The organism is Paenibacillus sp. J22P143, from assembly GCF_059692035.1.
The window spans coordinates 222,372-245,693 of sequence record NZ_JCAUAQ010000004.1; the positions used below are offsets into that span (position 1 = coordinate 222,372).

The 23,322-nt window shown below is 44.8% G+C and carries 24 protein-coding genes and 1 other RNA gene; 2 read left to right on the forward strand and 23 right to left on the reverse strand.

Features of this window, described 5'->3' with window-relative positions:
• Positions 1-108 precede the first annotated feature (108 nt).
• Entirely contained in the window at positions 109-1,314 is a 1,206-nt protein-coding gene (locus tag AC58PQ_RS10200; RefSeq protein WP_497241832.1) for an MFS transporter, read from the forward strand.
• A gap of 23 nt (positions 1,315-1,337) precedes the next feature.
• Here the strand turns inward: AC58PQ_RS10200 and AC58PQ_RS10205 are convergent, their stop codons facing one another.
• The 9 genes from AC58PQ_RS10205 to AC58PQ_RS10245 all read right to left on the reverse strand — a co-directional run bounded on the left by AC58PQ_RS10205 (position 1,338) and on the right by AC58PQ_RS10245 (position 9,459).
• On the reverse strand, positions 1,338-2,018 hold the full coding sequence (locus AC58PQ_RS10205; RefSeq protein ID WP_497241833.1) for a TerC family protein: 681 nt from the start codon (positions 2,016-2,018) through the stop codon (positions 1,338-1,340).
• A 71-nt stretch (positions 2,019-2,089) separates the two neighbouring features.
• On the reverse strand, positions 2,090-3,298 hold the full coding sequence (thiI, locus tag AC58PQ_RS10210; RefSeq protein ID WP_497241834.1) for a tRNA uracil 4-sulfurtransferase ThiI: 1,209 nt from the start codon (positions 3,296-3,298) through the stop codon (positions 2,090-2,092).
• The gene (locus AC58PQ_RS10215; protein WP_497241972.1) at positions 3,295-4,473 is read right to left on the reverse strand and encodes a cysteine desulfurase family protein; all 1,179 of its coding nucleotides are present in this window, start codon (positions 4,471-4,473) and stop codon (positions 3,295-3,297) included. The genes thiI and AC58PQ_RS10215 overlap by 4 nt, the downstream gene beginning before the upstream one ends.
• A 161-nt stretch (positions 4,474-4,634) precedes the next feature.
• On the reverse strand, positions 4,635-5,342 hold the full coding sequence (locus tag AC58PQ_RS10220) for a lytic transglycosylase domain-containing protein (RefSeq protein ID WP_497241835.1): 708 nt from the start codon (positions 5,340-5,342) through the stop codon (positions 4,635-4,637).
• Positions 5,343-5,463: 121 nt separating this feature from the next.
• The gene (locus AC58PQ_RS10225) at positions 5,464-6,756 is read right to left on the reverse strand and encodes a hemolysin family protein (RefSeq protein ID WP_497241973.1); all 1,293 of its coding nucleotides are present in this window, start codon (positions 6,754-6,756) and stop codon (positions 5,464-5,466) included.
• A 340-nt stretch (positions 6,757-7,096) separates the two neighbouring features.
• The gene (locus AC58PQ_RS10230; protein WP_497241836.1) at positions 7,097-7,498 is read right to left on the reverse strand and encodes a hypothetical protein; all 402 of its coding nucleotides are present in this window, start codon (positions 7,496-7,498) and stop codon (positions 7,097-7,099) included.
• A 22-nt stretch (positions 7,499-7,520) separates the two neighbouring features.
• A complete protein-coding gene (locus tag AC58PQ_RS10235) occupies positions 7,521-7,739 on the reverse strand; it encodes a DUF1540 domain-containing protein (protein WP_497241837.1) in 219 nt (72 codons plus the stop codon).
• 48 nt (positions 7,740-7,787) lie between these two features.
• On the reverse strand, positions 7,788-8,882 hold the full coding sequence (locus AC58PQ_RS10240; protein ID WP_497241838.1) for a glycoside hydrolase family 15 protein: 1,095 nt from the start codon (positions 8,880-8,882) through the stop codon (positions 7,788-7,790).
• Positions 8,883-8,958: 76 nt separating this feature from the next.
• Positions 8,959-9,459, reverse strand: coding sequence for a YpuI family protein (locus tag AC58PQ_RS10245; protein WP_028558040.1), 501 nt, complete (start codon positions 9,457-9,459; stop codon positions 8,959-8,961).
• Positions 9,460-9,638: 179 nt separating this feature from the next.
• On the opposite strand from AC58PQ_RS10245, the gene AC58PQ_RS10250 reads away from it, so the two are divergent.
• The gene (locus AC58PQ_RS10250; protein WP_497241839.1) at positions 9,639-11,558 is read left to right on the forward strand and encodes a S8 family peptidase; all 1,920 of its coding nucleotides are present in this window, start codon (positions 9,639-9,641) and stop codon (positions 11,556-11,558) included.
• A 229-nt stretch (positions 11,559-11,787) separates the two neighbouring features.
• Here AC58PQ_RS10250 and rnpB read toward each other — a convergent pair.
• From rnpB to ybeY, 14 genes are all read right to left on the reverse strand, one after another.
• Positions 11,788-12,202: RNase P RNA component class A (gene rnpB, locus AC58PQ_RS10255), an RNA gene on the reverse strand.
• A gap of 84 nt (positions 12,203-12,286) precedes the next feature.
• Positions 12,287-13,396 carry a Nif3-like dinuclear metal center hexameric protein gene (locus tag AC58PQ_RS10260; protein ID WP_497241840.1) on the reverse strand — a complete coding sequence of 370 codons (1,110 nt, stop codon included), beginning with the start codon at positions 13,394-13,396 and terminating at the stop codon, positions 12,287-12,289.
• The gene (locus AC58PQ_RS10265) at positions 13,372-14,136 is read right to left on the reverse strand and encodes a tRNA (adenine(22)-N(1))-methyltransferase (protein WP_497241841.1); all 765 of its coding nucleotides are present in this window, start codon (positions 14,134-14,136) and stop codon (positions 13,372-13,374) included. Before AC58PQ_RS10265 ends, AC58PQ_RS10260 begins: the two co-directional genes overlap by 25 nt.
• A gap of 3 nt (positions 14,137-14,139) precedes the next feature.
• A complete protein-coding gene (locus tag AC58PQ_RS10270; RefSeq protein ID WP_497241842.1) occupies positions 14,140-14,970 on the reverse strand; it encodes a hypothetical protein in 831 nt (276 codons plus the stop codon).
• A 118-nt stretch (positions 14,971-15,088) separates the two neighbouring features.
• The gene (gene rpoD / locus AC58PQ_RS10275; protein WP_497241843.1) at positions 15,089-16,207 is read right to left on the reverse strand and encodes an RNA polymerase sigma factor RpoD; all 1,119 of its coding nucleotides are present in this window, start codon (positions 16,205-16,207) and stop codon (positions 15,089-15,091) included.
• A 37-nt stretch (positions 16,208-16,244) separates the two neighbouring features.
• Entirely contained in the window at positions 16,245-18,092 is a 1,848-nt protein-coding gene (gene dnaG / locus AC58PQ_RS10280) for a DNA primase (RefSeq protein ID WP_497241844.1), read from the reverse strand.
• Between the two features lie 48 nt (positions 18,093-18,140).
• Positions 18,141-18,605, reverse strand: a complete 465-nt coding sequence (locus AC58PQ_RS10285; protein WP_497241845.1) for a YaiI/YqxD family protein — start codon at positions 18,603-18,605, stop codon at positions 18,141-18,143.
• Positions 18,606-18,696: 91 nt separating this feature from the next.
• A complete protein-coding gene (locus tag AC58PQ_RS10290; protein WP_497241846.1) occupies positions 18,697-19,509 on the reverse strand; it encodes a pyruvate, water dikinase regulatory protein in 813 nt (270 codons plus the stop codon).
• Positions 19,510-19,685: 176 nt separating this feature from the next.
• Positions 19,686-20,435, reverse strand: coding sequence for a DNA repair protein RecO (gene recO, locus AC58PQ_RS10295; protein WP_497241847.1), 750 nt, complete (start codon positions 20,433-20,435; stop codon positions 19,686-19,688).
• 43 nt (positions 20,436-20,478) lie between these two features.
• Positions 20,479-20,634, reverse strand: coding sequence for a YqzL family protein (locus tag AC58PQ_RS10300; protein WP_497241848.1), 156 nt, complete (start codon positions 20,632-20,634; stop codon positions 20,479-20,481).
• 96 nt (positions 20,635-20,730) lie between these two features.
• A complete protein-coding gene (gene era, locus AC58PQ_RS10305) occupies positions 20,731-21,630 on the reverse strand; it encodes a GTPase Era (protein ID WP_497241849.1) in 900 nt (299 codons plus the stop codon).
• Between the two features lie 6 nt (positions 21,631-21,636).
• The gene (gene cdd, locus AC58PQ_RS10310; protein ID WP_497241850.1) at positions 21,637-22,050 is read right to left on the reverse strand and encodes a cytidine deaminase; all 414 of its coding nucleotides are present in this window, start codon (positions 22,048-22,050) and stop codon (positions 21,637-21,639) included.
• A gap of 31 nt (positions 22,051-22,081) precedes the next feature.
• Positions 22,082-22,786, reverse strand: a complete 705-nt coding sequence (locus AC58PQ_RS10315) for a diacylglycerol kinase (RefSeq protein WP_497241851.1) — start codon at positions 22,784-22,786, stop codon at positions 22,082-22,084.
• Entirely contained in the window at positions 22,786-23,322 is a 537-nt protein-coding gene (gene ybeY, locus AC58PQ_RS10320; protein WP_497241852.1) for an rRNA maturation RNase YbeY, read from the reverse strand. The genes AC58PQ_RS10315 and ybeY overlap by 1 nt, the downstream gene beginning before the upstream one ends.

Genomic DNA, 23,322 nt, shown 5'->3' on the forward strand with positions numbered 1-23,322 from the left:
CTTGGTTAAACATTGCGTTCAATTCCATTTGTCAGGGTATACTAATGCACGCGCAGAACCCTTTTGCTTTGGCTAATGGTGTTCTGCTGTTCAAATGGGGGAGGTATCATGGAGCGTACTCTAACTAGTAACAAACAAAAACGAAAACCACTTTGGACTAAACCCTTTTTAATAACGGCATTGGCAAATTTATTGCTTTTTTTCAGTTTTCAAATGCTCATTCCAACAATTCCAACACATCTCTCACAATTAGGTGGAGACAACGTGCAGGTCGGTTTAGTCATTGGAATATTCACTATTTCCTCCCTCCTTACACGACCATTCGCTGGCAGAGCATTAGACCTGCTAGGCAGAAAACATGTCCTACTTGTTGGATTAGCGATTTGTGCGCTTACGATTGCCGGTTATTCCTATATTGCTGCTGTCACACTGATTCTAGCCGCCCGTTTTGTTCATGGCATTGGCTGGGGGTTGTCGACAACTTCTCTAGGGACTGTGATCGCCGATATCATCCCCCCCGAACGCCGCGGAGAGGGAATGGGCTACTACGGGTTATCGAACACTTTCGCTATGGCAGTAGGTCCACTCACGGGTCTTTGGGTCATGCAAGCGTATGGGTTTTCGTACGTCCTTTTGATATCCACAATTTTGGCGATACTCTCATTGTTCAGCTCACTTTTCATTACATATCCTAAGCCAATTCATCCTGCAAAGCCCGTTCGACGACTTCGAATTGCAGATCGTTTATGGGAACGAGCGGCTCTTCTTCCCTCTGCACTCCTACTTTGCACGGCTATCTGTTACGGGGGAATCGTGACGTTTATTACGCTATTCGGTCTCGAAGCCGGTATTGCCAATGTTGGCTTATTCTTCCTATGTAACGCCAGTATGGTTCTTCTTGTTCGGCCCATCACCGGGGTTCTCTTTGATCGTAAAGGCCCTGAATGGGTACTGCTTCCCGGCGCGATCTTCACGATTGCAGGGCTATGGTTGCTTTCCTATGCACATTCCAACACTAGCCTGGCAATTGCAGCCCTATGCTATGGGGTAGGCTTCGGCTCCATACAACCTGCTCTTCAGGCATGGACGATTTCTCGTTCTTCCCCTGAACGACGCGGTGCGGCAAACGGCACCTTCTTCTCTGCCAACGACCTCGGCATTGGACTCGGCGCTATGGTATTAGGGGCACTCGCCAACTGGAGTGGCAGCTATGCCATGATGTACCGATACTCAACTACTCTCATAATCGTATTCATGCTAATCTATGGTTGGTCCTTCTGGGCTTTAACTTGGCAAAAAAAAACAGCACACTGACCTAGCGTCAGCGTGCTTGCTTCTCATTCATTCCGTGTCTTGAATTGAACCAATCGCACCCATTTGGCAATTCCACCTGAGGCGATGACGGTTACAGTGGCCATAATGGGGATCCAAACATGTAAAAATTCATAATCATGCAGCAGCCAATCGATCATCTTCTCATCCTTAACAAACATTTCACCCGCCGTATAACCTAGTATTCCAGCGCCAATATAGACCAAAATCGGATATTTCTGCAATAAATTCATCACGATCGTGCTTCCCCAAATAATAATTGGAATACTCAGCCCAATACCCAAAATAATGACCGTATTATTCCCATTTCCTTTAGCCGCAATGGCTAATACATTATCCAAACTCATCACGAAATCAGCGACGATGATGGTCCATATCGCTTTGCCAAGCGTTGAAGCTTCCTTGACATTCGAATGACCATCCTCATCAGTAAGCAGCTTTATGGCGATCCATAGCAGCAAGACAGAGCCTCCTGCTTGAATGAATGGAATCGTTAGCAGACTGACTGCAACTAGTGTCAGAATCAAGCGCAAGGCGATTGCGCCAAAAGCCCCCCACCAGATAGCAAGCTTCCGCTGCTCAAGAGGTAGATTTTTGCTTGCTAGTGCGATGACAACCGCATTATCACCGCTCAGCACAATATTAATCAACGTAATTTGCAGAAATAAAAAGAGCGCATCAATCATGCTTCAAGTCCTCCTGGCGAACATGGAGAGCAAGTGATTGGAAAGGGTGCGATCACAGCGACAGTGAGGAGTTAGAATAAATGGGCGTTAGATTCCTTTTTCAATTGTCCATGCACGATTTCTATGGTTTCTGTTTCTAAGACCGCTTTGTCAATTAGCTCGTTTAGAAATGCCATGCTATCTTCCAGCTTCTCCACCAGGCGCAAATTAGGATTCGTACTTGGGGACGGCGGAAGAAATAAGGAACAACAGTCCTCATAGGGTAAAATCGAAATGGGAAATGTGCCAATCGATTCAGCAAGACCAATAATCTCTTGCTTGTCCATCATCATCAACGGTTGTAAAAGCGGCAGCGTAACCACACGTCCTATAGCATGTAGACTTGGCAGGGTTTGACTGGCAACTTGCCCCAAGCTCTCGCCCGTAACTAAGGCTCCCAGTTCTTCACGTTCTGCGATCCGTTCTGCAATTCGGTACATCGCCCTCCTAATGAGAGTGACCAGCAGATTGTCTTGATACGCACGATGAATGGAGGTTTGAACCTCCGTGAATGACACCATATGTAGCTTTAAGGAGTCGGTGTAGCCTGCCAGCTGATGTGCAAGTTCAATTACTTTGTCCTTCGCACGCTCACTCGTATAGGGGTAACTATGGAAATGAATGGCCTCCATCGTCAAACCTTTTCGCATCGCTAACCAACCTGCGACTGGACTATCAATGCCTCCTGACAGCATCAGCAGCGCTTTACCACTCGTTCCTGACGGGAATCCCCCAGCACCTTCTATAACTTCGACATACAAAAGCACTTTATCCTCGCGGATTTCTACACGCAGCTCAACCTCAGGTTTTCGCACATCCACCTGTAATCCAGGAATGGCCTGAAGCACATAGCCGCCAACCAAATAATTCATCTGCTGCGAGTCATGCGGGAATGCTTTATTGACCCTGCGAGCAGTTACCTTAAAGGTCGCTGGTTGTTTCGGCAGTGCCTGCATCATCCGCAGCGCCGTCTCTTGGATCGATGCAAGCTCTAGCGGCGCATGATAAGCTGGACTGAAGGATGCAAGTCCAAAAACACGCTGTAGGGCGGCAGAAGCCTGTTCATAAGCGGCACCCCCTAGCTCCACATATACGCGTCCAAACTCAGGAATATACCTAACGTCAGGAAAAGAACTTAAAACTTTACGAATTTGAATCATCACACTTCGCTCAAATCGCTTGCGATTCTTACCTTTTAGCATCATTTCGCCAAATCGTAAGATTAAACAATCCGGTTTCATCTTCGCTTCCCCCTTTGAATGACGGATGGGTTTCTCATGGGAGCAAGCTCCTTGACCACCTCTTGTAATGTGCGTAGGAATAACTCGATATCTTTCTCTTGATGTTCATCAGAAAAGCTCACCCTCAAGCCGCTAACGGCCAGATCTCGACTACAGTCCATCGCCAGCATGACTTCACTCGGTTCCGATTCCCCAGACGTACAGGCTGATCTCGTTGAGATGTAGATCCCCTTTTGTTCCATGGCATGCACAACGACCTCTGCTTTCATTCCGGCAAAAGCAAAGTGAACGATATGCGGAGCCATCTCAGTCTCCTGATCAGACCCCGTAATACTTAATTCCGGAATTGCCGCGATACCGGCGTACAATTGGCATCTAAGCGCGTATTTATGTGCCATTTTCGCAACTAGATTGTCCATGGTCATTCGCAACGCTTTCGCCATGCCCACGATTAAAGGGACATTTTCTGTACCGGAGCGGATGCCAAACTCTTGACCGCCTCCTGCAAGCAATGGTTTGAGCTGTACGCCTGTTCGCCGATATAAGAAACCTACACCCTTCGGCCCGCGAAATTTATGAGCTGACGCGCTACAGAGATCAACTCCCCATGCCTTTGGTTGAAAAGGTAGCTTAGCTAGTCCCTGAACAGCGTCTACGTGGAACATTATTTTGGGATAACCTGCGAGGTATTGCCCTATTTCTTGAATGGGTTGAATCGTACCCACTTCGTTATTCACATACATCAGGCTAACAAGGATCGTATCCTCACAAATCGCGGCTTGAAGGTCCTCTAGCTTGACTCTGCCCGCATGAGTGACAGGTAAATAGGTGACTCGAAAGCCCTCCTGCGCAAGCCCGGCGAATACTTCTTTGACAGAAGCATGTTCTATTTGTGAAGTAATAAGATGTTTCCCTCGTTGTTGATAGCTGTAGGCTACGCCTTTTATTGCTAAGTTATTACTCTCCGTCCCACCCGATGTACATATGATTTCATTCGGCGATACTTCGATAGCAGAAGCAATGACACCCTTCGCGCTCTGCAAAAGCTTCTCTGCTTCTACGCCTAATCGATGGATCGAGGATGGATTCCCATAATGGGATTTCATCACCTCTGCGATTGTTTTAATGACTTCTTCATAGAGCGGCGACGTTGCCGCGTAATCCATATAAAGCATGATCGATTGATTCCCCTTCATGACCATTGCATCTTCCCTGTTTCTTGCTATGCCTTTTCACTATTAAAGCTCATTACCGACGAGAACTCAAGTAAGTGGCTGCAATGCGAAAAGCCGATCTCCACATCGTACATGCGGAAATCAGCCCATAGTTAAACGATTTATTGAGCAAAATGCTGACGATGATCGAGTACTTTCGAAACGTAAGCTTGCGTCTCTCTCGGCAAGAAATGAAGCTTATTCGCAAGATCCTGATCTGTCTTAATACCTAAGCGATCTACACGACCGGGGCCGGCATTATATGCGGCAAGCGCAACGCCTTCGTTCCCGTTATATTTCTTAAGCAAGCCGCCTAGGAACTGTGTACCTGCATCTACGTTCTGCTTAGGATCAAATGGGTTCGTTACCCCATAACCGCTAGCAGTCCCATCCATGAGCTGCATCAACCCTTTAGCACCTGCTGAGGAGACAGCCTGATGATTAAAAGACGATTCTTGTTGAATCACCGCTTTAATCAATGTGGCATCTACCCCATATTTCTGACTAGCTTGCCCAATGAGTCCTTCGAACTGTGAAACGGAACTTACCTGTGAGATCGATTGCAAAGGTGTATATGATTTATTCAATGCGCCTAATGCGCTTGGTAGGTTGCTTAACGATTGATTAAGTGCAGAAGTGTCAGTACCTATACCCGCACCTTGTCCCATCAATGTATTCAAAAGTTCACTAAAATCACTTGTTTCGTCAGTACTTGTAGATGACGTATCATCTGCGAATAGACTTATTTTGCTCAATGTCTGAAGCTGAAGCAGCTCCTTCAATACTCTAGGGTCAATGCCATGCGTATTTGTATTCGTGATGCTGTTCATAGTTCAGACCTCACTTATCATGTTCAATGTACTTATTGTACACGTTTTGTGCCCTGCCGACTATACTTTTATCATATGCATAGAAAAAATGGACAGTCTATTGACTGTCCCCTCTTGCCTTTCAAGAAATATTCTGTTGCAGCATTTCATTGTCATTCAGTGATCTTCTCACAGTGACACGTGATATACGTAAATGATCGGTTTCTTCAACGATGAACATATATTCATCATTATAGCTTACTTGCTGATTGCGGCTTGGCGGAATTTCCGTTTGGGAGTAAATCCAACCACCGATCGTATCGTAATCATCTGACTCAATTTCAAGGCCAAAGTAATCATTGACTTCATCAATTAATAATAATCCATCAATCGAGAACGTATTCTCATCTTTCATCTCGATCGTTGGGCGCTCCTCGTCAAACTCATCTTGGATTTCACCGACAATCTCTTCCATAATATCTTCTAGGGTAACTAAGCCTGAAGTACCGCCGTATTCATCAATAAGCAAAGCCATCTGGCTCTTGCGTTTTTGCATCATTTTCAGCAGATCACTGATATGAATAGAATCCGGCACCGTCGTTATCGGACGAATGATTTTCTTAATGCCTTTCAGGTTGGCATCTGGCTTCAGTAAATCCTTAATGTGAACGAAACCGATAATGTTATCCTTGTCGGGGTCACACACAGGGTAACGTGTTCGCATTTCTTTGATTGCGATGGCCAGGTTCTCAGCATAAGAATACCCAGCATACAAACATTCCATCTCTGTACGTGGAATCATAATTTCTCTTGCCGTCGTCTCTGCAAATCCGAATATATTATCAACAAGCGCGAGCTCTGTATTATCTATTAGTCCGTTTTTGTGACTTTCCTTCATCAGGACACGAATTTCATCCTCGGTATGAGCGGATTCATGCTCCGTCGTTGGCTCGATTCCTGCACGGCGCAGCATCCAGTTGGACATACCATTAAGCATCCAAATAAACGGGTACATTATTTTATAAAATAATACCATGGGTCCTGCAGAAAGCAATGTAATCTGTTCTGCTTTACGAATTGCATACGTCTTAGGAAACTGTTCTCCTAACGTAATATGAAGAGTAGTCATTAAAGAAAAGGCAATTATAAAAGTAATTGTGTGAAAAACTGAGTCTGGCAATCCCAGCGGAGCGAATAAAGGCTCTAAAATTTTGGCGAATGTCGGTTCACCCACATAACCAAGTCCTAATGACGTGAGGGTAATCCCCAATTGACAAGCACTCAAATAAGAATCGAGATTGTTCATAATCCCTTGAGCAAATTTCGCATTTCGGCGACCTTCACCGACAAGCGATTCAATCCGACTTCCTCGTACTTTCACCATTGCAAATTCAGCTGCGACAAAAAAACCGTTTAACAACACTAGTCCAAACATTAACAGAAAACTGATTAACGTTTCGGGCAAAGGATCTTCCAATACCTTACCTATCCCCTAACAAGTGCAAAAACAGCACCGAGGAGAATAGGTACACCTCCCTTAATTTTCGATTTTAATTTTTTTAAATATCACTACTCATTATATAATAATACTGTAATCATTCAAAGGTGCGAATATGACACTTGAAGCCAAATAGTACGAGCAAATGGGCGTAAACACATTAAAATGAGCCCTTATTGCGCTATTACACATGAATATTGACCTTCTAAAGCCCTTTTTCACGTTTTTTTCAGAAAAAATAAAAACAAGCCGATTTCTCGGCTTGCTTGAATAAAAACTATGCATAATAAGGAACCAATAAAAAATAGGCGGCTACGGCAATCAAACCAAGTGCAACGGACCAAGAGCCAATGCTCTTATTGCCCATCACAAAAGCAATAACACCGAGAATAATACCTGAAATCCCAAGTAATACTGGCCAAACGAACAAAGAGGCTAACGCAACGAACAGCGCAACGTACCCCACTGCTTTATTGCGTGTTACAGCTTCTACTAGCTCAGCCACTTCCTCATCAGAAACGGTCGAGGTAGATTCATAGCCTCGGTTTATTCTAGCCTGAGGTACAGCAATTTCGGCTGCATATTCTTCTTGGGCATGGAGTCCGCTCTCGATACGAAGCTGACTCTTCTGGAATCGCTCCTTGGTGGCATTGTCTAAAGAATGTTCCTCTTTATTCATGCTACCTCCGCGTTACATATACCTAAGTTTTGGTCGCAGGCTTAAACGTGTGGCAACACGTATTAGCTGCTTTGGTTGCAGTATCATGATGAGTAGTATCAAAAGATTCCTCTGACGCAAATTCTTCATTGTAGCTGGCATTAGCATGCTGATCAATTTCTATCATGATCGTGTCTGCATGACAGTTGTTTCCTTGTGTCCAATATTCACAATTGGCTACTGCGCATTTGACTGCTGGCATCATCATCACCCCCGTTAACAATTTGCCCGTCTCAGGAGTGATATATGCTTATTTGAGGTTGTCAGATAAGACCAAGAACATAGCATGTGACCATAAGAGTGGTAATGCAGGTTCACCATGTTTCGATACCCATTCCGCATAGACAGCAGGTTCCCGCAGATTGTCATCTACTTGCTCTGGGAAGCGCCCAAGCTCATCAGCCTTGCTCGCTATCCATGCTAAACAACGCTGCGCTTCATCTGTATTCCCAAGCTCATGTTGAATCCAACCATACCAAGCGGTCAACAATAACCACTCGCCACCCCCGTAATATCGATCTTCGATGTAACGCTGGATCCCGCCATGTTTGAGATCTGCTTCAATGGCTTGCAAGGTTCGAAGCATAATAGGGTTACTTAGCTCACAAACCCCAAAAGGTAAGGCAAGCCACATCAAACTTGCATCAACACCGTTCAGCGCAGGTTGCCACACTTCATTTACGCAGTGTATGGATTTCACAAAGCGTCCCTCATGGACAGCATTGTTATGTATAAATTGTTGGATCAGCTCAGCTTTATCGATCAGCGCTTGGCGTGATTCTAGCTCACCAAGTGCTTTCAGCCCCCCGAATAAGCAAGCTAACGTAGCTGGATGAACATAATCCGGATATTCTTCCCAACAATCAAAGTTCGGATAATGCCAGAACGTCATCACATAGTCCACTGTCATCTCAATGCTCTCTCTGAACTCTTCTAAGAGCGATGTATGACCCGTTAAACGAATATGTTCGACAAGTCCCCATAACCATGCTCCGTAGCCATCCAGTTGAAAGTGGCCCCATTCAGAATGATCGTCTCGACCATCCAAATGATATCTTGTACCTAAAAACTCCGAACGATCAATCCATTCTCTATTCTCGTGTTTTCGAAGCAGCTCCGTTAGCCGCGGACGTTTGTCCTTCAGTATTCGATGAACCCAGCGGTAAAATTTCTCGGCACTCCTCGTTTCTCCTACCCGATCCATGGCATTTGCAATAAATGTGCCATCCCGCAACCAACTATAAGTATAAGGTGGAAAAAGAGGTGAAGCCACATAGCCTCCGCTAGGATGTTGATTCAGCTTGATTATTGTCTTGCTGACGCTGACTAATTGTTCTAGCTCCATAGATGTTCGCCCCCTTTATTATATGAAAAGGGATGCGTTAGTCGCATCCCTTTGTATGGTTCTTATTCCATGCATATTAAACTTTTTCACCTTGCATACGGCGTTGTGTGATGTAATCTGTTTCATAGTAAGCTAAGTCTTCCCGAAGTTCTTCAAATACCTTGGACAATTCGATCGTTAAGTCACGAACTTCACGTGAAGGTTTCTTGCGGAAACGAATCGCATCTTGTCCTGTATAAGCGTAGCGACCGTCCTCGGAATAGCACTCATTCTTCGGATAGAAAAAGGTATTAACACATGTATGATATACCTCATAGAGCACTTTTTCCGAAAAATCAACATTAAAAGTAGGACGTCTCAAGCTAACGCCCAATTTCTCATAAGCCACTTCACAAAAAACAAGAAGGTGACGAGTGTCCTGTAAATACCCGCGGTAAAATTCATCCATTGCGGGATCATTTTCCACATTTAACAGTGAGAGCGAATGTTGATTAAGAAACAGTTCCATTTTGGCCGTCGTTTCTTTGAGCTTAGTACGCGTGGAATCACAAACATTTTTCACATTAAAAACAGCCATGTAAGAAGACCTCCTATAATTGCGCTACTTCTATCCTACCATAAATGTTAACGAAGTGGTATATGTAAAACACCACATAACATGCATAAAACGATCCCGCTCTCCTAACCCTACTCTTAGTTAATTTGTTTTCATTTACGAGTTGGCCTTTTTCTACAAACAAATAGGAGGGCTTGATCATGTGGCGTTATCTTTCTACCATTACGCTTGTTTTAGGACTAGGGGTTATCCTCTTTCCTAATCAGACCCACCACCGCACCAAACCTGGTCCCGAGGTGTATAGTGCGAAGTACGAAACAACCTCCAAGCTTGCTCTTCTAGAACAGGATGTGAAGCTTACAGATGAACTATGCAGAAGTCAATGTGCCATCGATTATGCGACTATGCTCAGTCAAATCGAAGGCGGCGAGTTGGTAACGAATGTTTTGAAAAACATGCGCAATCACCATGAGAAAATGGATATGCTTGTATGGTCTAAGCGCGGTCAAACCTGGGAACAGGGCATCAAATCGGGAGAACTGCCGCTTGAGTACAAAGACCAAGCTGCAACCTACTTAAAAGAAGCTAAATCTGCCGTCGATGAGGGTAAGCATTTCCAATCGCCTAAGTTCGGAGCAGGACATCAGGTATATTTCGTTCAAGGCACCCCTTCAACTAACGGACAAGATTCACTTATTGGGGTTGTCCATCAAGATGTGCTTGCGCAAGTTACCGATCATCAAATGAAAAATTTAAGACTTGAGCCTTATCCTAATGAAAATCGTTGGAAAGTAAAAGCCGTCGAGACGAATACGTTAAAAGATAAGGTTGTCGATCATCCAGAAGATAATCAAGGAACGAGTCATTATCAACAGAACGAAGTCGTCGTCCGCTTTAAAACAGATCCAACTGAAGCTCAGCTTAATCAGATAAAGGCTGAAATCAAAGCAACTTCAGCGCAAAAGCTAGGTTATACGTACGTATTCCGCACAGAGGGTTTGGATGCCAAAGCATTAATGGCCTATTTCGGCAAATGGAATGTGGTATACGTTGAACCGCATTTCCTTTATATGACCAATGATTACTATGATGATCCAGATCGAGCGGATTCAAACCCATCTAGTACCAATTCGGATACGAATCAATCACCTGTCACATCGAATTTTTCGCCAAATGACAATTTATATCAGAGATATCAATGGAATTTGCCACTCATTGAAACTTTACAAGGCTGGCAACTAAACCGCGGCGCAAATGATGTTATTGTTGCTGTTGTTGATACGGGTGTAGATATGATGCATCCAGATCTACAAGGACAATTGTTACCTGGTTACAATGTCATAAGCGGGAATGATAATCCGCAAGATGATGTTGGACATGGGACACATGTAACAGGTGTCATTTCAGCCCTTGTCAACAATAATCTAGGTGTCGCGGGTATGACTTGGTTTAATAAAGTTTTACCTGTTAAAGTTCTGGATCAAACTGGCGCAGGCAGCACGTATTCCGTGGCTCAGGGGATTATTTGGGCTACAGACCACGGTGCCAAGGTCATGAACCTCAGTCTTGGCAATTACGCGGACTCAGGCTTTCTCCATGATGCTATTCAATATGCTTATGATAAGGATGTGGCCCTCATTGCAGCAAGCGGGAACGATAACACGGAGCAACCTGGCTATCCGGCCGCTTACCCTGAGGTATTTGCTGTAGCTGCCACTGATTCGCAGAATGAGAAAGCCTCATTCTCGAATTACGGTGATTATATTGATGTTACTGCGCCTGGTGTTACCATCGCTAGTACGTATCCGAATAACCAGTATGCCGCGTTATCCGGCACTTCCATGGCAAGCCCGCATGTGACAGCACTAGCTGCATTGATTCGATCTGCCAATCCTAATTTGAAAAATACAGACGTCTACGAGATCATGCGAAAGTCTGCACAGGATTTAGGTGACAAAGGACATGATAAATACTTTGGCTATGGGCTAATTGATGTCGTCAAAGCGATTCAAATGGCGAAACAAGATATCGCTCCATTGTCCTATTGGCCGCAGGATTTAGCTCGTCAATTGCATTTGGTACCGAAGAAGTATGCGGGTAGTTTGCAACTTGAAAAATAGAAGAGTAGAAACGAAAACCTTCAATCCCGCCATTTTGGTGGGGTTGAAGGTTTTATTGGTTTAAATGGGGTGAGAAAACCTCTATCGAGGCAATTCAAAGATGAGCGACCGCGTTTAGAGGAAAGTTTTATCGCCAAATAGAAAGACGTTTTCGGGAACCGAAAACTTATACTATCTATTGTGGAAATAAAATACCCGCAAAGCCGAAGCCATGCGGGTAACCGACAGTTTGGAAAGTTTGCCGTAAGCCGGGTTCTGTACTTCCAGTGGTCGTAACGGGCGTCTGCTCCCCTGCCACTATTGAAGCGACAATCATCTATCTAGGCTGTGCATTACTACACAGCTCAAGCGACCAACCCGAACGCGTCTCAGGCTAAGACTGCTGCCTCGAAAGCTGCTTGCGTTCCACTAGGTCTTGCTCCAAGTGGGGTTTACCAGGATCTATGTCACCATAGAACCTCGTGGTCTCTTACACCACGGTTCCACCCTTGCCTGTGCTATATTTCAAGCCATCGGCGGTCCATTTCTGTGGCCCTATCCTTCAACTCGCGTTGACTGGACGTTATCCAGCACCCTGCCTTATGGAGCCCGGACTTTCCTCTCGCTATGGCTTACCCATAGCCAGCGATTGTCTGTCAAACTTTCCATTGCATAGGCTAGTATACTAGGAATGACTTCGAATTACAACACGTGATCGTTTCCTCTATTACCTAGTGTAGGTAACATGCCTACACGAATTGGAACGGTTCTGTGTTGATTGCGGATGCAATTACCTGCGTATCCGTTTTCGCAAGCTGCGCGGCGAGGTAATCTGCGACGCCGCGTTTCATGATCTTCTCGACGTTGTGCCCAACGTCGAGGAGGGCCAGCCCCGCCGCTAGCGCATCGTGCGCGGTGTGGTAGTCGATGTCGCCGGTGACCAACACATCGGCGCCGGCAAACATGGCGTGCCGCATGTAGCGGCCGCCAGAGCCACCCAGCACGGCCACCTTGCGGATGTGCCGTGACAGATCGCCGACGACGCGCACCGTCGGCACGTCGAACACCGCCTTCGCGTGCTCTGTGAGCTCGCGAAGCGTCATGGCCGCGGGCAGCTTGCCCACGCGGCCCAAACCGAACACTCTACCCTTCAGATCCATCGGGTAGAGGTCATAGGCCACCTCCTCGTAGGGGTGGGCCTTCAACATCGCAGTAACCGCTTTGCGCTGCACGCTAGCGGTTACGATCGTCTCCACGCGTACCTCTTGGACGCGTTCCAGCTTACCCACTTTCCCGATAAACGGATTTGCCCCTTCCTGTGGCAGGAACGTCCCCGTACCGGGGATATTGAAGCTGCAGGAGCTGTACTGCCCGATGCCGCCAGCTCCGGCTTTAAACAACGCATCCAGCACGACTTGATGATGTGTCTCTGGCACGAAAACAACGAGCTTCTGCAACTTCTCGGTATGCACATCTTCCAGATGAGTCATATCCGTTAAGCCAAGTTGCTCCGATAACAAATCATTAACGCCGCCTTCTGCCACATCCAGGTTCGTGTGGGCAATATACACAGCGATATCATTCTTGATTAATTTTTCATATAAACGACCAGCAGGTGTTTCTGTCTGAAGATGTGCCAGTGGTCTGAAAATAATCGCATGATGCGCAATGATAAGGTTAGCACCTATTTCAATTGCCTCATCAACAACGGCATCCGTCACATCAAGTGCAACGAGCACTTTCGTAATCTCTTTCTGAAGTGACCCTAGCTGCAAACCGATCTTGTCATCTGCCATCGCGTAATGCTTAGGGGCCAACTGCTCGAAAAGCTGAATTACGGTTTGACCTTTTGCAAGCATGCCAGTACCTCCTTAATTTCATGCATCTCTTGGCTAACTTGCTCAACTTTCGCAATGGATGTTTCTGCTGTGGAAAGCTTAAGCTGACTAACGATCATCGCAAGCTTCTTCAATTCGCTCCCCCACTTCACAAACCACACTTCAGGAGCTTCATTAATGAAATAAGGCCCCATTTGGAGTAAGCGCTCCTTGGATACCTTGACACCAGCAGGTAACAGACGTTCCTCGTATAAGGCTCCTAAAGCGCTTTGCTCTTCTTGAGCAACGGCCACCGCTGTTAAAATCTCATAGATCTTGCCATCTTCCTCGAGAATGGCTTCTGTTGTCAATTTCCAACCATTGTTGAACAACCAACGTCGCACATGATCTTCACCAACATTCGGCTGCAGAATCAAATGTTGAACACCAGGAAGCTTTGATTTACCTGCCTCCAATATACTCGCCATCAAACTTCCGCCCATACCTGCGATCGTAATAACATTTACTTCTCCAGTTTCGATTACCGCAAGCCCATCACCGGATCTTACTTGAATGATTTTGGATAAGCCGCTTTCGAGTACTTGTCTTTGAGCCGCTTCGAAAGGGCCTGGATTTACTTCCCCTGCTACCGCGGCTACAATAATCCCCTGCTGTGCTAAATACGTTGGTAATAAAGCATGATCAGAGCCAATATCGGCTACCTTAGAACCCATTGGCACACGATCTGCAATCATTTGAAGTCTTTTCGATAATTTCACCATATGCTACATTACCCACTCTACCCATTTTTTTCGCAGCAAAAATAACGCTGCGCCTACTGAAACTAATTTAGCTGTAAACGAAATTTGAATGAGACGCGGGCTCATTTCTATATCTACTAGAAAGGTCATGGCTTCAGGAATAAACCAGACCAGGCCTCCCACTAGCATGAGCACGCTAGCCGCTTGTTTATTTGTATGATGTGCAAGCCAAGCCATCCATATGAGTACAATACTCACAGGCACCCAGCTTAATTCAAGTGAAAACCATGCAGGATGCTCTAACTTCTGCATTAATAGCCAACTGTAAGTCCCTACAAGACCTAGCCATCCACATATTTGAAAAATTGCCATTCGACCAATCAAACCATTAAATAACCATACACAACTGCAAAATGCCAAATAACCGATATACGTGGTCGAAGCGTGAATATCTGATAAATCCAACATGTGCAGTCCTAATAATAACATCGCTATCGAAGCTACGCCGCACAAGACATATGTAATGACAGGCGTACGGGTAAATTGTCTATATGCGACTGCGTAGCAAATGATGACAAAAAGTGTGGAAATACCAATTTGCATTGGCAATCCAAAAGAGTTAAAATTAAGAGCAGATAAGGCAACAGCGGCAATTACCGTTAAAGCAAACAACCATATTTTCCAATTACTGTTTGTAACAGCGGTTGCTGAAATACCTAGCAGTGAAGCTGGTTTAGGCGTCATATCATCCAAATACAAATTCATTAGAAAATCGCAATAATGCTCAGGAAGCAATTTGCTCCGGCGCCAATGATCGATTTCATTTACTATTACTTTTCTTCTCTCAGCATCCATCTATTCGCTCACCTTCCTAGCTACTTTATCGGTGATTCAATGCTCAGATTTTAGTGGATTTTATGCAAAACCACAAAAAAGACCCCGCCGAATCTGGCAGGGCCCACTCATAGCGATTTTATTCCAAAAAGTCCTTCAAACGTTTACTACGGCTTGGATGTCTTAACTTCCGCAAAGCTTTTGCTTCAATCTGACGAATCCGTTCCCGCGTAACACCGAATACTTTTCCTACTTCTTCTAATGTTCTTGTACGTCCATCATCAAGTCCGAAACGTAACCGAAGCACATTCTCTTCTCTTTCAGTTAACGTATCAAGCACGTCTTCAAGCTGTTCTTTCAGTAGCTCGTACGCTGCTGCATCAGCAGGTGCCAGCGCTTCTTGATCCTCGATAAAATCCCCTAAATGTGAATCATCTTCTTCACCAATCGGCGTTTCTAAGGAAACAGGCTCCTGTGCGATTTTCATGATTTCACGAACTTTATCCGTGCTTAAATCCATCTCTTTAGCAATCTCTTCTGGCGTAGGTTCGCGCCCTAATTCTTGCAGCAATTGACGAGAAACACGTATCAATTTGTTAATCGTTTCGACCATATGTACCGGAATCCGAATTGTTCTCGCTTGATCAGCAATCGCGCGAGTAATCGCTTGACGAATCCACCAGGTCGCATAGGTACTGAATTTGTAGCCCTTGGTATGGTCAAACTTCTCAACAGCCTTAATAAGCCCCATATTACCTTCTTGAATCAAATCAAGGAAAAGCATGCCGCGACCCACATAGCGCTTGGCAATACTGACAACGAGTCTAAGGTTAGCTTCTGCAAGACGACGCTTCGCTTCCTCATCCCCATTTTCAATACGTTTCGCTAGCCCCACTTCGTCTTCCGCGGAAAGAAGCGGTACGCGACCAATTTCTTTCAAATACATCCGAACTGGATCATTAATTTTAATCCCTGGCGGTAAGGCCAGATCATCATCGAAGTTAAATTCATCGCGCTCGTTTTCTTCACCAGGACTCATCGAATCTTCATCCGACTCATTCCCCACATCAATACCTTGCTCGGAAAGCTGTTCGAAGAACTCATCGATTTGTTCAGGATCCTGATCGAAGGGAGCTAATTTCTCCATGATATCCTTGTAAGTTAGTGAGGACCGTTTTTTCCCCTGCTCTATAAGTTGGTCTTTCACCTGGTCCAGGGTCAATTCTGTCTCTAATTCTGTACGCTGATCATTCGCCATGGTACGGACTCCCTCCTCCCTAGTCATATCAGTTTAGCTAGTATGACTTTAACCGTTTTTCTAGGGCAATAATTTCAATTGCAATTTGCGCAGCTCTAAGATGGTCTCCCTCGCGTACTGCGCGAGCTTGTTCTTCTTTCTTACGTTCAACTTCTTCTTGCATAGGAACTTTGCGAATTTGGCGAATATAGTCGTCAATCACTTGTTCGTTTATTCCATGACCGGCTCCCATCATTACGATGGAACTAGCCAAGCTCTCCAGCTGTTCGTCTTGCAGCATGGCAATGTATCGGCTTGCATCGGGCTCTAAATACTGAGCGTAGTAAGCATATAAATAAGCAGCTAAGACTGCGTGAGCTTCAACATTAAACTGGTCACCCAATTGCGCTTCCACATGTGCGCACACGTCACGATCATGCATCATAACAGCTAAAATTAAACGTTCCGCATTATGATACGCAGGTAGTAACGAAGGTGATTTTTTCTTAGTTCGTTCCGCTGGTCTCCCATTATTCATAACATTATTCCACAGAATTGGTTTATTATCCCCATCTGGTCGGTTTTTTTCCGATTGTAGTAAGATTTCATGGAGATCTAACTTCATGGCTTCGTAAGACGAATCCGGAAACTCTGAAGCTAACTGCTTGAGATAATGTTCGCGTTCCATAGGAGATTGCAACTGGCTAATTAATTTCACTGCGGATTGCAGATAACGTAATCGGTCACCGTCCTCATGCAATTTAAAATTTCGGCGAATATATAAGAGCTTATATTTCATCGATGGCACGGAAGCTCCAATAATCTCCCGAGCGAATCGGTCAAACCCATATTGACGTACATAATCGTCAGGATCTTTGCCATCTGGCAGCATCGCAACAGTGACTCGGCTCCCTGTTTCTTCTAACAACGGAATGCTCTTGAACGCAGCCGATTGTCCGGCATTGTCACCATCATAGCAAATGACGATTTCATCCGCATTGCGGTTCAGTAAGGCAGCATGCTCTTTCGTCAAGGCCGTCCCCATCGTCGCAACACCATTCGTGATGCCAGCTTCCCAAGCTTTAATCAAATCCACATAACCTTCAAATATAACGGCTTGCTGAAGCTTTCGCATGTTGGGCCGTGATAGGTGTAGATTGTACAAAGTCCTGCTTTTATTGAAAAGCACGGATTCGGGACTATTTAAGTATTTGGGCTGTGCATCTCCCATGGCTCTTCCTGCGAATGCAATGACCTTACCGGTAGAGTCGCAAATAGGGAACATGATACGTTCACGGAATTTGTCCACGTAGCCATGACCTTCAAGTTTGGCGGAAATCAAACCGCCTTTTTCCATAAGGGCCAAATCGAACCCTCGTTTGTCCAATTGTTGCACGAGCGTGTCCCACATGACGGGTGCATAGCCAATCTGAAACGTGTCAATCAACTTATCAGAAATCCCTCTAGAAGTCAGATATCCTTTAGCTGCTTTGCCCTGATCGGTATTTCCAACGACATAATGATAGAACTTGGCTGCAAATTCATAAGCCTTCAAAAGGATCGCTTTCTCTTGCTGCTGTTCACTCTGCTCGTCAGACACTTCTTCCCATGTAATGGGGATATCCGCATCTTCGGCAAGCTTCGTGATTGCTTCTGCAAAGCTTAAGCCTTCAATCTCCATAATGAAACGAATTAAGTTCCCGCCCGCCTGACAACCAAAGCAACGATAAATCTGTTTCTCCGGTGTAACAGTAAACGAAGGACTCTTTTCCGAATGGAATGGACAAAGACCTTTCATATAATGCCCTTGTTTGCTCAAATGTACGTGCCTGCCGATGACATCAACAATATCATGGCGCTTCAGTACAGCCTCAATAACCTCTTCAGGTATGCGTCCGTACCTCATTTCCATCCACCTACAATTCAGGTCGCTTTTCCGACTAATTACTATTCGCTACTTGTTTTCGATTTCCTGCAAATTTTTTAAAAGATTTGTCAAACCGTGTAGAAAATTTTTACGATCCGTCTCTGTAAAGGGTTTCGGCCCTTTCGTATGCTTACCATTTCTTCGCATTTTTGCGGAGGCATGGCGGCGATCCAACAGATAGTCAATCGAACTATCGGTATATTCCTGCCCCCGATTCGTCAAACAGATCGAACCCTTCGCTAGACCTAACGCGGCGAGTCCAAAGTCTTGTGTTACCAAAATATCACCTGACCGAATCTGATTGGCAATATATAAATCGACAGATTGATCGGAACGATCTACTTGAACTACCTTCACACCAGGATTTTCTTTCATCTTATGATCGAAAGAAGCAACTAGAACAACTTGTACCCCAAACTGTCTACCTGCCTGCTCGATTTCCGACTTTACAGGACAAGCATCGGCATCAACGATAATACTTCTTGCGCTCAAGTGTCAGCCCCTGCCTTTTAAAAGAAATCTCACCGTACTATTATATACGATGGACTTACAAAAAATCCTGCATGCCAGAACATAAAGCTTTCTAGATATGTTCAATATGATCCATAATTAAACTTGCCGTTTCTTCAACTGCACGATTGGATACATCGAAGATGACGCAACCGATTTTACTCATAATTTTATCAGCAAAATCCAGTTCTATTTTAATACGTTCTACATTCGCATAGGTTGCATTTTCTGCAAGTCCCAGTGTACGAAGTCGTTCTTGACGTATCACGTTTAACTTATCTGGATCAATGCGCAAGCCAATAATCTTATCCTTAGGAACAGTATAAATGGCAGCAGGAGGCTGCATTTCCGGCACCAGAGGGACATTAGCCACTTTTAATCTTTTGTGCGCCAAATACATCGATAACGGTGTTTTAGACGTACGGGATACGCCTAACAGGATAATATCAGCTTTCTGAATGCCGCTAAAATCTCGACCATCATCATATTTGACAGCAAACTCGACAGCTTCGACCTTTTTGAAATAATCCTCATCCAGCGGATGAATCATCCCCGGTTGTCTACGCGGCTCTTGGCGCAATGCTTTCCCTAGTGTAGCTACAACAGGTCCTAATAAATCGATATAGGGAATATCATATTGTTTCGCTTTGGTGATCAGGTCATCTCGCAATTCCGGAATAACTAAGGTGAATACAACAATTCCTCCATGCGTTCGAATCCCATTGATCACTTTATCTATTCCCTCGAAATCGTGAATAAATGGAGCTCGCAATATTTCAACAGGCACTGGATGAAATTGCATGGCAGCTGCCCGAACGACAGATTCTCCAGTCTCCCCTACGGAATCCGAAACGACATAAACACGAGTAGGTTGTGGATGTTCCATATTCCTAACCCCTTTCAGCAGGGACAAGACCCTACACTAGCATTTGTATTAAAGAACATCTGAACAGAACGATAGCATGAGAAAAACCTCACCGATATGCGTAAGAGCACAAGGGCGAGGTGATTTCCAACAAATCATATCAAAGGAAGAATCACATGTCAAATAAGTCCAAAAGATTAAATATTATATTTCTCCATCTGTTCAATGAACCCTCTTGATTTCCACTGAACACCAATATGCACGTCCATATAAGCACGCATACATTGCTTTAACTGCTCCTTCGTCTCCTCTTTAACTTGAACGGAACCCAGCCTGCGCATGTCCATTCTCGGGAAGAGTCTAAGCAATTTATGTGCACCTTCACCAATAGCAATCGCGGATGCATCTTTAAATCGACAACGTCCGCATAACGTGCCGCCCATGTTCGGACTGAATGTCGTTATACCACTTGTTTCACCACAAGAGACACAGGCATCCGTTACTGGTAAATATCCGGCTAAATCAAACATTTTCATCTCATAGAGATGGATAACAATTTGCATATCTTTATTATCTTCGATCGCCATTAAGCCAGCTTTGAGCTGTTCAAATATATAATTATTGCCTTCTTCATCACCCAGCATGCGATCCGTCATCTCCGCTAAATAGGAGGCATAGGCCGACTTGTGTAAGTCTTCACGAAGAGCATGATGGGCACAGATAATCTCAGCACCGTTGAGAGATCCCATCTGACCTCTTTGTTTATAAAAAACAAAATCGCCGTACGTGAATAGCTGCGTAACGGCGCCATGTTTACTCTTCAGTTTCTTCGCACCGCGAGCCATTACGCCAACTTTCCCCAGCTCGGGTGTGAATAAACGAATGATTTTGTTACCTTCTCCGTAGTCCATGCTTCGGATGACAATTCCTTCAACGCTATGCAGCAAATAGCTTCCCCCATGAATGCCGCTCTGAACACACGAAGCCTTGCTATCCCATATTCAGACCATCGAGCGGCTCTTCGTTACTTTGATCCTCTTCTTGTACTTCCGCATCCATGCCAGGTTCTCCTGTTACTTGTTTGTAGAGCAAATAGGCGTCCACATCACCGGTCTTTGAAAAATACGTCCACGAAAAATCTTTCATGTTCAGCATCCTCCCCATCGAACGTGATGTTCATAGGATGTGCAGTGGACGCTTCACTATGCGATGTAAAAACTGGTACTCTCAGGGAATTATCGTTTATTCGTGACGGAAACCAAGATCGCGAAGCACTCTGTCTTGATTTCTCCAGTCTTTCTTCACTTTCACCCATAGCTCTAGGAAAGTTTTGGAACCCAGAAGCGTTTCAATATCTCGACGGGCTTGTCTGCCAATTTCCTTCAGCAGCGCGCCTTGTTTACCGATGACGATTCCTTTTTGCGACTCGCGCTCCACGAAGATGACAGCGGAGATATGAACGATTCCGTTCGGTTCGACACGCATATCTTCAATTTGCACCGCAATAGAGTGAGGGATTTCTTCCCGCGTCATATGCAAAATTTTCTCACGCACGAGCTCCGCACATACGAACTGCTCAGGGTGATCGGTAATTTGATCCGCAGGGTAATATTGCGGACCTTCTGGCAAATAGCGAATAATTTGCTCCAGAAGCGTCGTGACATTGTTCCCTTTTAACGCGGATACAGGTACGATTTCAGCGAAATTGTACAAGTCTTTATAATTCGTAATAATCGCAAGCAGCGCCTCAGGTTGGACAAGATCAATTTTGTTTAACACCAAAATAACCGGCGTTTCAACATGCTTCAACTGCTCGATAATATAACGGTCGCCCCCGCCAATACCATCCGCTACATCGACTAAGAATAAAACAGCATCTACTTCACCAAGTGTGCCATGGGCGACTTTACTCATGTAATCACCTAGTTTAGACGTAGGTTTATGGATACCTGGTGTGTCTAGAAAAACAATTTGTCCATTATCCGACGTATATACACCATGAATCTTATTTCTAGTCGTTTGCGGCTTATCGGACATGATCGCAATCTTTTGTCCAATAATTTGGTTCATTAGTGTTGATTTACCGACATTCGGTCGTCCGATAATCGCGACAAACCCTGATTTAAATTCTTTTTTAGCCACTTATACTTATCCTCCATTTATGTGCAAATCTTTCGTTGTAAAAGCGCCTGGCAATAAAGCAGCCACAGTAGTTTGAACGAAAGCTCCTTTGAGATTACTCAAATAAACAGGCATTTCCGGTTCGCACAGTTCAATTAATACTTGTCGACATACGCCACATGGCGCAATCGGTCCTTCCGTATCTCCCGTTACCGCAATTGCTTGGAAGGATCCGCGGGGAAGTCCATCTGCAATTGCACGGAATAACGCAGTTCTCTCGGCGCAGTTTGTTGGTCCATAAGCAGCATTCTCGACATTGCACCCTAAATGTACATGTCCATGAGCATCCAATAACGCAGCACCGACTTGAAAGTTGGAATAAGGCGTATAGGCTCTCTTCATCGCTTCTTTAGCGAATTCAATGAGTTCTTGCGGATTCATAGCCATCCACCCTTTTATTATAATAGTTAAGTTATAGCATGTTTAGGCAGGAAAAAGCGAGGAGCGTCACGACAATGCCAATCATTGCCCCAAAAAAGAGTGCTGGGAACGGCCTTGTTTTCTTATCATACAAGACGATTAAGATAATAATAGAGAGCGTGTACCCGAGCAACGCGGCAATCGTTTCAGTGACTAATACTAAAATGACGGTAGCAATGGCAAAAGCGATTGCTGTTAATAAACTCGGTCGTACTAACTTCCCTTTATCCGAGAATCGCGTTTCAATCACAATGACAGTTAGCATGACAAGTGCAATCAAAATCCATATCGTACCCGCAGATAATGGTGTCTCTTGCAGTCTGGCGTGACGTAATAATTGATCGATCGGTTCATAGAAAACAACCAACCCCACTACAACAGCGAACATCGCAGACACCAATACGGACGCCGCGGCGACGTCCTTCGCAATTTTGGCTAACGGATGTCGGTCTGGCATAGCCAGATCTACCGTTTTCTCGACAGCCGTATTAATTAATTCCGTAACAATCATAAGTGTTACCGCTAACAAGATAAACAAAATATCTGTTTTGGATAAATGAATGAAAAGTGCTGCTAATAGCACGAGAAACGCAACGGAAAAATGAAATTTCATATTACGCTGCGTATCTAGTGCATATTTGATTCCTTCATAGGCATACCGAAAACTTCTGCGCCATTTACGGAAGCCGCCCGACATTAACGTGTCAAGCCTGCTTTCTGTAAAATGTCCTCCTGTTTAGCGAACATCACTTTCTCTTCTTCTTCACTTTGGTGATCATACCCGATCAAATGCAAGAATCCATGGACAAACAAGAAGCCAAGCTCACGCTCTACGGAATGACCATACTCTTCAGCTTGAGCAATCGCACGCGGCACAGAGATGATAATATCGCCAAGGGGCTCAATGAACGCTTCAGATACGGTTTCCCCTTCCTCAGGTTCCCCCTCTGAATCATCGCCATCATCCTCGTAATTGATTTGAATCTCATCATCTCCAAATTCGCTCATCGCAAAGGATAGAACGTCCGTTGGCTTGTCCAAATTGCGGTACTGTTTATTCAAATCTTGGATCGTCTCATCATCAACGAATGTGAGGGCAACCTCGCCTTCTGATACGCCTTCTAGTTCACCTGCAAGCTTTAAAAGCTCTTCAAGTTTCTCAATGAAGTCAGGTGAGATTTCTCTTTCTTCCTGCTCACTGCTCCATGCTAATGTCAAATCTACACTTGCCAT

Excerpts from the sequence above, each read along its gene's own strand:
- AC58PQ_RS10200 (WP_497241832.1), top strand. The coding sequence starts at position 109 with ATGGAGCGTACTCTAACTAGTAACAAACAAAAACGAAAACCACTTTGG.
- AC58PQ_RS10205 (WP_497241833.1), bottom strand. The coding sequence starts at position 2,018 with ATGATTGATGCGCTCTTTTTATTTCTGCAAATTACGTTGATTAATATT.
- thiI (WP_497241834.1), bottom strand. The coding sequence starts at position 3,298 with ATGAAACCGGATTGTTTAATCTTACGATTTGGCGAAATGATGCTAAAA.
- AC58PQ_RS10215 (WP_497241972.1), bottom strand. The coding sequence starts at position 4,473 with ATGCTTTATATGGATTACGCGGCAACGTCGCCGCTCTATGAAGAAGTC.
- AC58PQ_RS10220 (WP_497241835.1), bottom strand. The coding sequence starts at position 5,342 with ATGAACAGCATCACGAATACAAATACGCATGGCATTGACCCTAGAGTA.
- AC58PQ_RS10225 (WP_497241973.1), bottom strand. The coding sequence starts at position 6,756 with ATGTTTGGACTAGTGTTGTTAAACGGTTTTTTTGTCGCAGCTGAATTT.
- AC58PQ_RS10230 (WP_497241836.1), bottom strand. The coding sequence starts at position 7,498 with ATGAATAAAGAGGAACATTCTTTAGACAATGCCACCAAGGAGCGATTC.
- AC58PQ_RS10235 (WP_497241837.1), bottom strand. The coding sequence starts at position 7,739 with ATGCCAGCAGTCAAATGCGCAGTAGCCAATTGTGAATATTGGACACAA.
- AC58PQ_RS10240 (WP_497241838.1), bottom strand. The coding sequence starts at position 8,882 with ATGGAGCTAGAACAATTAGTCAGCGTCAGCAAGACAATAATCAAGCTG.
- AC58PQ_RS10245 (WP_028558040.1), bottom strand. The coding sequence starts at position 9,459 with ATGGCTGTTTTTAATGTGAAAAATGTTTGTGATTCCACGCGTACTAAG.
- AC58PQ_RS10250 (WP_497241839.1), top strand. The coding sequence starts at position 9,639 with ATGTGGCGTTATCTTTCTACCATTACGCTTGTTTTAGGACTAGGGGTT.
- AC58PQ_RS10260 (WP_497241840.1), bottom strand. The coding sequence starts at position 13,396 with ATGCTTGCAAAAGGTCAAACCGTAATTCAGCTTTTCGAGCAGTTGGCC.
- AC58PQ_RS10265 (WP_497241841.1), bottom strand. The coding sequence starts at position 14,136 with ATGGTGAAATTATCGAAAAGACTTCAAATGATTGCAGATCGTGTGCCA.
- AC58PQ_RS10270 (WP_497241842.1), bottom strand. The coding sequence starts at position 14,970 with ATGGATGCTGAGAGAAGAAAAGTAATAGTAAATGAAATCGATCATTGG.
- rpoD (WP_497241843.1), bottom strand. The coding sequence starts at position 16,207 with ATGGCGAATGATCAGCGTACAGAATTAGAGACAGAATTGACCCTGGAC.
- dnaG (WP_497241844.1), bottom strand. The coding sequence starts at position 18,092 with ATGAGGTACGGACGCATACCTGAAGAGGTTATTGAGGCTGTACTGAAG.
- AC58PQ_RS10290 (WP_497241846.1), bottom strand. The coding sequence starts at position 19,509 with ATGGAACATCCACAACCTACTCGTGTTTATGTCGTTTCGGATTCCGTA.
- AC58PQ_RS10300 (WP_497241848.1), bottom strand. The coding sequence starts at position 20,634 with ATGAAAGATTTTTCGTGGACGTATTTTTCAAAGACCGGTGATGTGGAC.
- cdd (WP_497241850.1), bottom strand. The coding sequence starts at position 22,050 with ATGAATCCGCAAGAACTCATTGAATTCGCTAAAGAAGCGATGAAGAGA.
- AC58PQ_RS10315 (WP_497241851.1), bottom strand. The coding sequence starts at position 22,786 with ATGTCGGGCGGCTTCCGTAAATGGCGCAGAAGTTTTCGGTATGCCTAT.
- ybeY (WP_497241852.1), bottom strand. The coding sequence starts at position 23,322 with ATGGCAAGTGTAGATTTGACATTAGCATGGAGCAGTGAGCAGGAAGAA.